11 protein-coding genes are annotated in these 11,547 nt (G+C 44.4%); 3 read left to right on the top strand and 8 right to left on the bottom strand.

Features of this window, described 5'->3' with window-relative positions; translation table 11 throughout:
- The first annotated feature begins 2 nt into the window (after positions 1 to 2).
- Positions 3 to 491: a hypothetical protein gene (locus BUA34_RS04175; RefSeq protein ID WP_072827479.1), complete on the top strand. Its 489-nt coding sequence runs from the start codon at positions 3 to 5 to the stop codon at positions 489 to 491.
- 45 nt (positions 492 to 536) lie between these two features.
- A complete protein-coding gene (locus BUA34_RS04170; RefSeq protein ID WP_072827478.1) occupies positions 537 to 1,373 on the top strand; it encodes a site-specific integrase in 837 nt (278 codons plus the stop codon).
- An 83-nt stretch (positions 1,374 to 1,456) separates the two neighbouring features.
- Here BUA34_RS04170 and BUA34_RS04165 read toward each other — a convergent pair whose 3' ends face one another.
- Both BUA34_RS04165 and BUA34_RS04160 read right to left on the bottom strand, forming a co-directional pair.
- A complete protein-coding gene (locus tag BUA34_RS04165; RefSeq protein ID WP_072827477.1) occupies positions 1,457 to 2,323 on the bottom strand; it encodes a hypothetical protein in 867 nt (288 codons plus the stop codon).
- Between the two features lie 170 nt (positions 2,324 to 2,493).
- The gene (locus tag BUA34_RS04160) at positions 2,494 to 3,999 is read right to left on the bottom strand and encodes a B12-binding domain-containing radical SAM protein (RefSeq protein ID WP_072827646.1); all 1,506 of its coding nucleotides are present in this window, start codon (positions 3,997 to 3,999) and stop codon (positions 2,494 to 2,496) included.
- Positions 4,000 to 4,103: 104 nt separating this feature from the next.
- Between BUA34_RS04160 and BUA34_RS04155 the strand changes: the two genes are divergently transcribed.
- Positions 4,104 to 4,661, top strand: a complete 558-nt coding sequence (locus tag BUA34_RS04155; RefSeq protein WP_254794320.1) for a toxin-antitoxin system YwqK family antitoxin — start codon at positions 4,104 to 4,106, stop codon at positions 4,659 to 4,661.
- Between the two features lie 96 nt (positions 4,662 to 4,757).
- Here BUA34_RS04155 and BUA34_RS04150 read toward each other — a convergent pair whose 3' ends face one another.
- The 6 genes from BUA34_RS04150 to BUA34_RS04125 are packed head-to-tail and all read right to left on the bottom strand — an operon-like array spanning position 4,758 to position 11,530.
- A complete protein-coding gene (locus BUA34_RS04150; protein ID WP_072827475.1) occupies positions 4,758 to 5,501 on the bottom strand; it encodes a DedA family protein in 744 nt (247 codons plus the stop codon).
- Positions 5,502 to 5,520: 19 nt separating this feature from the next.
- The gene (locus BUA34_RS04145) at positions 5,521 to 7,236 is read right to left on the bottom strand and encodes a hypothetical protein (RefSeq protein ID WP_072827474.1); all 1,716 of its coding nucleotides are present in this window, start codon (positions 7,234 to 7,236) and stop codon (positions 5,521 to 5,523) included.
- A gap of 7 nt (positions 7,237 to 7,243) precedes the next feature.
- The gene (locus tag BUA34_RS04140; RefSeq protein ID WP_072827473.1) at positions 7,244 to 7,876 is read right to left on the bottom strand and encodes a hypothetical protein; all 633 of its coding nucleotides are present in this window, start codon (positions 7,874 to 7,876) and stop codon (positions 7,244 to 7,246) included.
- Complete coding sequence (locus tag BUA34_RS04135; protein WP_072827472.1) at positions 7,873 to 9,267, bottom strand: hypothetical protein; 1,395 nt, start codon at positions 9,265 to 9,267, stop codon at positions 7,873 to 7,875. Before BUA34_RS04135 ends, BUA34_RS04140 begins: the two co-directional genes overlap by 4 nt.
- Positions 9,267 to 10,826, bottom strand: coding sequence for a hypothetical protein (locus BUA34_RS04130; RefSeq protein WP_072827471.1), 1,560 nt, complete (start codon positions 10,824 to 10,826; stop codon positions 9,267 to 9,269). Before BUA34_RS04130 ends, BUA34_RS04135 begins: the two co-directional genes overlap by 1 nt.
- Complete coding sequence (locus BUA34_RS04125; protein WP_072827470.1) at positions 10,823 to 11,530, bottom strand: hypothetical protein; 708 nt, start codon at positions 11,528 to 11,530, stop codon at positions 10,823 to 10,825. The genes BUA34_RS04130 and BUA34_RS04125 overlap by 4 nt, the downstream gene beginning before the upstream one ends.
- Positions 11,531 to 11,547 lie beyond the last annotated feature (17 nt).

The raw sequence follows: 11,547 nt of genomic DNA, 5'->3' as shown, positions 1-11,547 counted from the left end.
CAATGAAAAATATTCTTCTCCTTTTATTTGCATTTGCTGTCCTTTTGATTTCCTGTTCCAATTCGAACGAGGATCCTGTTGCTGATGGCAAAAATGTGTATCGCGCTTCTTATTACCAGCTCGAACTGCCCGAAGGCTATTCTGTCGATGATGAACCGTCTGAATCCAATAGCGGATGGAACGTTCGTTATATCAAGGATTCTTTTGACAATCGCATTATGTCGTTTTATGATGGCGAGTCCACAAATCACGGCAAACCGACCAATAAAAAATGCAAAGAGAAAGGCTTTATGACGTTCGCCCGCCTCGATTCTATGAGTATATTCCATGGTGCTATATCAGTTCATCGAACCGTTGTTATTCATGCTAACCGTTCTACTTCAATATTCAGCAAGCCTATTCCTTTGTTTGTAGAATTTAATTATCGCCCCGATTTAGTTGATTCTGCGGTTTGTGAAAAAATAATCCGTTCTGCGAAAGTTCGTCATTAAATATTCTTTGTTAATTTCTGCCTCCAATTTTAACATGGAGGCTTTATGCGTTTTATAGACTATGCATTGGATTATTTGAACAAAAGTTCCGATGAATTGGCGCCGCTCACGGTACGCACGTATTACTGGAATTTGAAGAAAATTGAATATTTTTGCCCTGGGCTGGAGTGCAAAGATTTAACGCCGGATTTTGTGCGGGACTTTAAACAACATCTGGAATCCTTGCGGAACAAGGAGGCTACTGTTGTCAAGGCGCTTTCGGTACTTCGCGTTTTTTGCAATAAGATGAAGGCGGATGGAGTCATCAATTGCGACACGTTTGAAAAAGTGAAAATTAGGCGTGCGTATTCGCATCGTGGATTTTTAACGCTGCGTGAGCTGAAACATCTTTATTTGAGTTACATGGAGTCGCATGTCGCTTTGACGCGGGCAGAAGATGACGTGATGCGCGTGTTCTTGTTCAGCTGTTTTACTGGGCTCCGTTACGGGGACTTGCGTACGCTTGATGCCTCGGAAATTTTCGACTGGAAAATTCGAAAGCAAATGCATAAGACAGGGGAGGCCGTGTACATCCCGATTCCTGTGCAGGCACGGTTATTGCTTTCGAATCCGCTAACGTCTGGGCGCATTTTCCATGTCATTGATAATGCGTCTTTCAATCGCACGCTTCGCAAGGCGGCTAAAAAGCTAGGATATTACAAGCATATCCATTGCCACTTGGCGCGACATACATTTGCAACAACGTGCATTACCATTGGCATTCCGCTCCCAGCGACAAGCAAATTGCTGGGCCACCGCAATCTCGACACAACGCTCATTTATGCCAAGTACGTCGATACTTTTTTGGACAAAGAAATGAAAAAGTTCAATCGGCTGAAGTAAAGTGTGGGCGTTGTTTCGCTCTGCTTTGTGTAAAAAAAATGGCCCGCTTTAGGGCGGGTCACTCTCGAATTTTAGAGAATCTTTTAAGTTTGCTCTGTGTTCTGCTGATTTACATCGCGCTGGGCAATGATCTCTTCAACTTTTTTGTTGATGCGATTGTTCTCCAGCTGGTCGTGTACGGCCTGCTCGTTTGCAGTTGCGACTCTGATGAGCTTGATGTATAAAATGGTAAGGATAAACCACAAAACCGTACTGATAAATAGGACGGGGGTATTGAAGTTCCTTAAACAGATATAATTAAAAATAGGTGTTGCGATGTTGAATAATAAAAACCACGTAAGCAATTTGTTTGGAACAGCTTGGGCTTTTATACCCATTGATTTCATGGTGTCATATTGATTATCTATTAGTGTTTTAAAGATAAAGTAATTTGCAATGGGCAGGTAGTAGCAGATGGTTGCTCCCCACGGAGAAAATTGTGTCTCTGAGAATTTGTTTTGTTCTTTATGAGCATGATAAATCCAAAGCAAATTTTTGCCGATGAAAACGCAAAAGGGAATTGCGCTGGCCATAAAAAATACGATTAAGGTCCATACAGCAAGATTGACTTCTCTTGGTATAGGGGCATTTACTTTATAGCTTCCATAAAATGCCGCAATTGCGCCGAATGTCTTTACTTCTACGAAAAAGAAAATGACGTTTAGAACCATTTGGAACTTTGTCCACGAGATGGCGCTCTTTCCGCGTCGTACGTTGTCGTCGAAAGCTCGTTCAAGTTCTGGGTCGACGAGTTCTTTGAGCGATTCCTTGTAGGCTTCTTCTTGCGCTTCGGAATCTGCGGATGAGGTCTCACATTCGTCTTGCGAAGACAAACTTTCGTTTGGCGCATCGCACCATAGGCATTGGGGCATGTCGTCTTCGTATTCTCTTCCGCATTTTTTGCAAATCATAAGGCCTCTGTTACGGGAAAATTTGTTTGTGAAAAAAATAACAAAAATGTGTACAAGAATCTCGCAAAAAAAACGACCCGCATTATTGCGAGTCGTTTTAAAATCGTCGGCAGTTCCTTTTACGTTTCGTCGGCGTTTTTTCGCATTCTAGTGACTGCGGCGACGCCGCACTATTCCTTAATTGTCGGAGCTTGTCTCGCGACTGGGGCGAGCTCGCCATGCTTTCTGAACAAGTGCTTCACAAGCGTGCCGAATCCACGGAGAACGCGGTAACGTTCACGCGGGTTCTTGATGGCCATGATGCCCTGATGGAAGATGTAGCTTGGACGCAGGTAGAATTCACGGCGGGCCTTGTCGCAGAAGTCCACGAGAGCTTGGCTCGTGAGTTCGCCTCGCTGGATCGTGGTACGGTGGAATCCGTCCTTGTCGAGCCACTGGCTGTAATCCTTCGACTTCAAAGCGCCACTGGCGAGAGCTTCCTTGTAAGCTTCGGTGCCAGGGTATGCCATGATGGGGTAGAACTGGGCTGTGTTCGGGTTCAGCTTCTTGGCGTAGTCGAGCGTCATGCGGAGCGTTTCCGGCGTGTCGCCCGGGTTACCGACCATGAAGCATCCGTGAACGAGGAGTCCTGCCTTGCGGGCATTCTTCGTAAATTCAATTGCCTTGTCCGTGTTCTTCACGCCCTTGTGGATCTTTTCGAGAACCTCGGGGGAGGCACTTTCAAAGCCTACGCACATTTCGCGGCCACCGGCCTTCTTCATGAGCTTGAGCAAATCGAGCGGTACATCGGCGCGGGCGTTGCAGCTCCAAGTAATCTTGAGACCACGTTCAAGAATCAAGTTGCAAATCTGGCGCACGTGTTCGTGGCTTGCCGTAAACGTATCGTCTTCAAAGAAAACTTCGCCTAAATCTTCAAAGTTTTCCTTGATGTACTGGAGTTCGTCGACAACGTCCTTCGGATCGCGGCGGCGGAACTTGTGGCCGTTGAGCGTCTGCGGAATCACGCAGTAGCTGCAGTGGTTCGGGCAGCCACGGCCAGACAAAATCACGATAAGCGGGTTCAGGTTTGCACCATAGAAATACTTCTTGTAGCAGCTGTAAAGGTGCTTGCGGTAGACCTTCGAGACCCACGGAATTTCGTTCAGGTTTTCAATCTTCGGGCCTTCGGGTTGGAAGTCCACCTTGCCTTCGGCAGTGCGGTAAGCAAGACCAGCGAACTGACCGACCGGAGCGCCATCGCCACGGAGGGCACGGACAAGGTTCCTACAGGTGTAGTCGGCTTCACCAATCACCACATAGTCCAAAGACGGTTCCATTTCCATGGATTCGAGCGGCTCGGCGGTCGCGTGCGTACCCATGATGGCCACCTTCACGTTCGGCATTTCCTGCTTGATGGCGTGGACAACCTTGAGGTCATTCAAAATACTCGGGGTGCTAGTGCTGCAAATAACGAGTTCCGGGCCGAACTTCTTGATGCCTTCGAGCGTCTGCGCGAGGTCAAGTTCCATGGCGGGGCTGTCAATCAGCTGGATTTCGTTACCGTCGGCCTCACAAACGCCGGCAGCATAGCTCAAAAACATTGGCCAGTAAAGCGTACTGGACTTCGTAACACACGGGGATCTAGATTCCCGACTGAACATCGGGTGGAAGGGGGGATTTAAAAAAGTAACGTTCATGACGCTCACAAAATACATAATCTGAATTGATTATGCTACATTATAATGTAATGAAAACGCTTTTTTTCGCTATTTTTACGAGTTTTGTGATATGTGGCACTGCAATGGCGGCGCCTCAAACTGCTACACCTGCTTTAGATACCGTTCGCACGACGTATGAAGACGGCCGAATATCGCGAATTTACACGGTTTTGAAGGGTACCGACGTGCGCGAGGGCGTATCGCTATCTTACCACAAGAATGGAACATTGGCGATTGAAGTCCCTTACAGGAATGGCAAGATTGATGGGGTTATGCGTTCGTACGACGAAAATGGAAAACTCCATGAAACCATAGGCTATCTGGAAGGTGAAGAAGAAGGTTACAGCACCATCTATTACCCAAACGGAAAAAAGAAAAACCGCGAGTCGTATCGTCGCGGCATTTTGAATGGCGTTTCGGAAACATGGGACGAAAATGGAAAGCTTCGTCGCCAGATTCCTTACGAAAACGGGCAGATTCACGGTGTCTTTAAAGCGTTCGATGAAATGGGCTTGATTCAAGAGGACATGAGCTTTGTTCATGGCATCCGCAATGGTGCATACCGCCGCTACAGCTTTGGCAAACTTGTTTTCGAAGCCGAATTTAGAGACAACCGCTGCGTCAAAAATTGCAATTTTTAGTCATTGGTTATTGGTCGTTAGTCATTAGTTATATAGGTGCGCTGAAAGCGCCGAACTTAAAGCTGATGACTAATAACTAACTACTAAAGACTGCCCTCACTTTTTCTTTGGCTTCATGGCGTTCCAAACCATGTAACCGATGAAGAGCACTCCGAAACCGAGCAATGCGATGGCAAGTTCGGAGTTGTACTTTTCGATGATGTCTTTTTGTCCGTGGGCAAAATAGCCGAGCAGTGCTAAGACGCAGTTCCAGATGGCTGCACCGAGGAACGTATAAAGCGTGAACGGTGCAAGTTTCATCTTGGCAAGACCTGCCGGAATAGAAATCAGCTGGCGGATTACGGTAATGAGGCGTCCGACGAACGTCGAAATGGCGCCATGTTCACGGAAGTAGTTTTCTGCCTTTTCGACCTTTTCGACGTCGAGCAACAAGAAGTGTCCGAGACGGCTGTCGGCGAATTTGTAGATGATGGGGCGTCCGAGAATCTTGGCGAGATAGTAGTTGATATAAGCGCCAATCAATGCACCGAGAGTCGCAAAGAACACAATGAGTGCAATGTTGAGTTCAGAACCCGGTTGGAGTGCTTTATAAGCGGCTGGCGGCACAACAAGCTCTGACGGGAACGGAATAAAAGAACTTTCGATGGCCATCAAAAGCGTAATCGTTCCATAGTTCAGGTTGTCGTTATACCAGTCAATAATTTGGTTGTAGATACCTGTCGATTTCGCGGTGTCGGCTGCAACTGCTGCCGTGTCGGCGGAAACTACATCAGAAGCGAATGTAAAAGCGGTAAAAAGAAAAGCTAAAGCAATAGTTGTTTTAAGGACTGTGTTTTTCATTGGGGCAAATTTAGAAAAATTAGAAATAGAAGTAAAGGCCGACGCCGAGGAGTGCTGCTGCTGTTCCTAGTAAAATTCCTCCTGCTATGGCTTTGTTGTCTCCTTGATCGACTAACTTCTTGTTCTTCTTGACTTTGTTCTGGTAGTTTGTTCCCTTGACCGCTCCAGGAACCCTGAGTTCCTTCTTGATGTCATCAGCATCGTTGTAGTCCAAGTGGGCAAAGTACATGAGCAGGCCGCCAATAAGGGCTGTTCCTGCAGCTCCGCCAATAAATGCTTCACCGATGGTTTGCATTTTCTTTTCGTGCAACCACTTGTTCTGTTTTTCGATTTCGTCAAAGTCTGTTAATTTCTCCAAATCGATGCTCAAGTCAATTTGCGAAACAGGAGCCGCAAAAAAGCTGACAAGCGTATCTCTGTAGCCCGCTTTGCGGATAAAGAGACTGTCTATTCCCATGTTGTAAACGGGAATTTTTTCGGGGGTCTTGGCGATTGCCTTGGAACGCTTGGTTATGGGCGCATTTGCCTTATAGACGGTTGCACCTTCGGGGAATGTCAAAATGCGAATTTCGGGAGCGACTCGCTTGAGTTTAAGTGAAACGTGGACAGTGTCACCTGGAAGTGGCGTGATATTTGTGTTAGCTCCCCAAAGGTGCCTGTCGACATCCCAGTATGCATAAATTGTGAATTTGCTTGTATCTGAAGTGACAAAAGTGCAAGGCGATTTGCAAATAGCATCTTTTTCAGAACGAGAAATTGTTGCTCCATCGGGATCGGTTTCGATATGAATGTACGAACGGTTCTTTTTCGTTTTAATCGTTTCTTTGCCCTGAGCGTCTAAAAGTTGGTTCTTTAATTTGTTGTTGGTGATGGCGTCGCTGAAGGCCGCTTTCCTTGAAATATTTACACTAGCCTTGTGCAACATCGGGAGCGAATCTTCGTAGAATGCATGGGTGAGGTTTAGCGTTAAACTGTCCGTCTTGATATTTTGGACGATGTCGCCAAAGTATATAGACCTATAACCATAAGAAGAAAGTTCGTTCTGAATGCAAATGTTATCGTCGCAGTTCTTGATGTCGCTCTTGCGGATGACTTGTGGATTTTCACCGGCTTCCATCAGTAATCGCGCGGTAAGGCCTGTGAATTGGTCAACGACGGATTGATTAATTCCTTCTCCGCTGTAGGCGACAAGAACTGTTTTTACGGGTTTTGGTGCAGATTTTGAACTCGAAGAACTAACACTTGAAGAACTTGCTACGGTTGCTTTTTCGCTAGAGTAATTGGATTTCTTTGTGCTGGAGGAACTTTCGCTTTGCTGTTTGGCGCTTGACGATACTGTAGTAGAAGAACTTGAAATGCTTACGGAACTTGATGAAACTGCGGAGCTCGACAACTTGGCAGAACTTACAGCAGACGAACTTACTGCAGCGGAACTTACGGCAATAGAACTTGAACTTGGTTCGGTCTTTGCAACACTTGTTTTTACTTGCGTTGATTCATCCAAAAGATTGTTCCCTTTTTCGTCGACAATTCTCTTGAATTGCTTCTTCGCGATCTTTACAATTGTGAATTTGTTTTGGATGTAGCCGCCGAGGCTTACGGTGTCGTTCTCGATGCCCATGAGTTTAGCACGCTGGCGAGTGCCCGATAAAAGTTCTACATCGACGAAGATACCTTCGGGGTCTGCGAATGTGGCGGTTAATGCCATTGCGATGAGTAAGAAAATCTTTTTCATATTCTACCTAAAATGAAAGAACGAATCCTGCAGCGAGGAATGCTATACCTGTTGCGAAGAAAACTCCTGAAACCGTTTTGGCTGTTTGGGCGCTACTTCGATGGTCATTAAAATCACGCATGTGCTTGTCGTACCGTTCGTTCACGAAACGCGTATTTTCCATAGCTTTTTTGTGATTGTTCGCTTTGCTGATATTGTAAAGCGAGACTATCGCCGAAATTCCACTAATGGCAAAGGGTGCTATGGAGGCCCACTTGAGTAATCCTCCGAACATGCGCCTGTTTCTATGCTTTAAAATATCCTGGTTCATTGCAATTTCTTCGTCATCGTTAGATTGACGGAGTGCAACGATAATGAATGAAGTATCTTTTGGTGAAAGAGCAATGTTGATTGTTGTGTCCGCGTAATTCGGATGGAAAAATGAAACGATGATGCTGTCTTGTCCATCGGGTACGGGGATAAACGCGGGGGATACGTAATCGGGTTTGTTTGCAAAATCGGGCTGGATCAAGCCGGTGTAAAGATCGACTGTAGATGGGTTTGTCGAAATTTGCAAATAGCGAGTCTTTGCAAAAACATTCCCGTAAAGAGCGAATAGTAAAACAAAAATGGCAATGGGGGCGATTCTGATATTAATCATTTGTCGTCCTCCGGTTTTGCAAATGGCCCGGAAATTTTAGTCTCTGAACCATTGACTTTAATTTTCCAATAGACATTAGGTACTTTATTGCGTGCGTAGTCTTCGGCATTTATAACAAGCGTACATTCCTTGTGGCAAGTGTTCGTAATCGATACGACGTTACTTTCGTATTTTGTTTGAACCGTGTCTGCGTTTATAGTTGCTAAAACCTTTGTGCCGTTAACGCCTGAGCCGTTGTCGAGAATTACGAACTTGATGGGGGCCGTTGTCGGAAGGTCTGTGTAGACTGGTGTCAAGTTGGGCTTGACTTTGTCTCGCAAATATAGTGTATCTGTTATCGTCTTGGTATTGGGTGCCAAATTGATGGTCATGGAATCGCAACCGTATTCTGTACGAATTGCATCGCAGATTACAATTTTAATGTTGGATTGGGGACTCAGTGTTTTTTGAATATTTGTGGTTGATTTGTCTTCTGCAATTTTTGAAAGTGTATCTCCGGCTGCCGAAAGAATGGCGCCTGTCAACTTTGATTTTTCCGGGAAGGGATTGAATTGACTTACGACAGGAATTTCTACAATGGCTGCTCCGTCGTTTTTCAACTTTGTTGAAAAGTTGAAAACATCACTATACGTTTGTTCGAATAGCCCCGTTTCGTTTTTGATGGTTGCTCGCACGCCCCAATAAATGGTAGATGTCTCTATGCTGTGGTTGATGGTATCGCCTTTTTCAGTTACATCGGCGTTTAATTCTCCAATCAGATTGACGCTGTTTGTACATTCAACGTTTCCGAGCGGGGAATCCCAAATTTTTTTCTCGTTGTAGCTTGCGTAAAGGGTGCAGTATGAGTTTTCCCAAGGGTCAATTCCAGAAATCCCCCATGAAAGTTCAATGCCGTCTTCATTATCGCCATCGGCTTGATTGTAATTGTTGGCGGGCGATTGTAATGTAATTGTTGTTGGCGTATTTACGTAAATAGTCGCTTTTGTTTGTAATGTGTCGCCAAGATGGTCTATGGTCTCAAACGTTACTTCGTGAACGCCAGCTTTGTCAAAACTGTAATAAATCGAAGAGGCGCTAGCTTCGTTGTTGTCTATATTCCATTTGTGCGTGATGTAATAGGGAATAGCCTTGTCTGTCGAGACATATTCTCCGTTAATCGCATAAATTCCGCAAATACGGATTTTCTCATTGATGTTGACATAGAACTTATCCGAAGACGCGTAACGCTTGTCATTGTAAGGGTCACCGTAATAGCCTTCGGGAACAACGAAAATCGATTGCGTAAGTTCGGGGACATCCGAAGCGTGAATTTCAGAATCGGAACAAGAAATGAGCGGGAGCGTAATCGCGGTACAAAACGCTATTGAAAGAGGAAAAATTTTGTAATTCATTAGAATCCCCCCTTCTTAACATAGAGATTCCATTTCTTGCTTTGACGTAGACCATTCTTGTAAATGACAATGGATTTTAAGGTCTGCTGTTCTTCGAAAAGGGAGGCTTCGAGTTCTGCGGAGAATGAGTTTGTATTTACGTTAGGAACTGAAATAAGGAACTTGTTTTTCGTTACATTAAAGATTTGCATGGTGTCAACAGCAAAACCGAAAGGATTGCTTTCTCGGATGAAAATGTTTATGAGTCCATTGCTCGAGATTGTCGTATCGTTGTTCGTCGTGAACCAAAGTATGCTTGGCATAATGTAGAATGACTTGTTGAATACATTCTTGCTTCCATCAGTTGCTGAAATGGAAAGAATTCGGTATGCCCAGCTTTTATCGGTTTCTTTGAGCACGACCGTTAGAATACTGTCTTTGTAGAATCTGTCAAAGATTAATTCATTTTCGAGGTGCACACTGATGTTCTGGGCTGAAATTGCGCCGCTTCCGTCTTTGACAATGAATTGTAAGGTGTCTGCAAAGTCCAGTGAATCTTGCATTGTTGTAGAAACGATTGTCGGAGCGATAGAATCAACAAGTTTTAGATCTTTTGCAATTGTGACAAATCCTTCGTTTATCTTGACTTCTTTTTCGATAGTTCCAAAATCAGAATAATCAGAACGTAGAGTCAACTGGTATGTTCCTGCAGAAACGATGCCTAACGAAATTTCGTTATTTATTGATGTAAGCCTGAAGTCGAAATCAAAATGCTTGTTGGAATCGTCTTTGTCTTGCAACAATAAATGCATGGGGACGGATATTGCCTGCCCGATATCTACCGTTGCTTGCAAAGAACCTTCGCCGGGGAATCCTTTGGTGTAAAAGGAACTTTCAATCTTTTGCGATGAAGCAAAATTGTATTCGTTGAAGGCTTGAACCGACCAGTTGTATTTCTTGAATTGATTTAACTTGTTGTGAAATGTAAAATTGGGCTCGTATAGAATAGTATCGATTTTTTCGAACTTAGAATCCGTGTTTGCAAAGTCTTGTTCGCTTAATGTAAAGCGGTAGTGATGGTTGAGCTTTATTCCTTCTGTTTTTGCACTCCAAGTAAAGTAAATCGCTTCGAACGGATCTATGGCTTGTGTACCATTGGCAGGCGTGAATACGCTATCGTTCAAAATGGGATTGTCTGCGACCCATACATCAAGTGAATCGTAGTGCATGTCGCCAAAGTGGTCTTTTAGAACAAACGTGAATTTGTGATGGCCAGGTTCGGTGAGCTGTTTCTTGAAATTATATTCCGAAGAACAGTAATTGCCGTCCATGAGCCAATGGTAATCTTGAACTTTGATGATTTTGTTTGGGCTGATTGTCGTGATGAAATAGACAGTGTCATTGACATGGAACGTATCAGCCTTGACACCCGATGTTACTTCCGTTATGTTTTTTGCAAGGGATGCGTCTATCTTTATATCGATAGCTTCGGCTTCATCAAAAATGTGGTCATCAGAATTAAAGCAAGACTGGAGTAAACTTGCAAATGTGGCAAATGCATAAATTCTAAAAATTTTCATTTTGCCTCCAATGTATCGATAACATAGAACTTCTTAAGCGCCAGTGAGTCTGCATCGCCATAAAGGTCACGAACGATAATGCGGAAACTGTGTTCGCCAGCCTTGAATCCAGACTGCTTGACTTGCGAAAGTGTACCGACATCGTATTGCGTTCCGTCAATTTCGAGAATATGGAACAGCGTGTCGTTGTTTGCTAAATCCATATCGCCGCTATACCATTCAAACAAGAACGCGGAGTTGACGGATCCGTAAAGTGTATCACCGTTGGCGGGAATTGTAGTCTTTGCAATTTCAGGTGGAGTATTTATTACAATTGTGAATTCGTAAGTTTTTTTGTTTCCTTCTTTATCGGAGACTGTAAGCTTGTTGGGTAGGCCTTCGCCGGATCTGTTCGGGTAGAACGAGTAGGTTCTTCCGCTCATGAGCAGGCTGTCTTTGTTGTTGCTCGAATAGAACCAATTGAATGAAATATCGTCTTGGATTTTTTCTGGAGTAGCTTTTGCTGTGATTGTCGCGGAATCGGATGGGTGTACCTTAAGCACCGTCGAGAAAGAATCGTTGTTCTGCTTGACCATGATGCTAATCGATTCAACAATTTGCGGTTCACTAGGGGCGTTGGGTGCATCAAGACATCCGGCAAGAAAAGCACCGAACAATGTGAAAAACACTAAAATGGGTAATATGGAACGATAGGACAAATTCATTTGAATTAAATCTAACT

Source organism: Fibrobacter sp. UWB12, assembly GCF_900142485.1.
Taxonomy (GTDB): domain Bacteria; phylum Fibrobacterota; class Fibrobacteria; order Fibrobacterales; family Fibrobacteraceae; genus Fibrobacter.
Note: the sequence above shows the minus strand (reverse complement) of the source record. Positions and strands in the feature narration are given on the sequence as shown.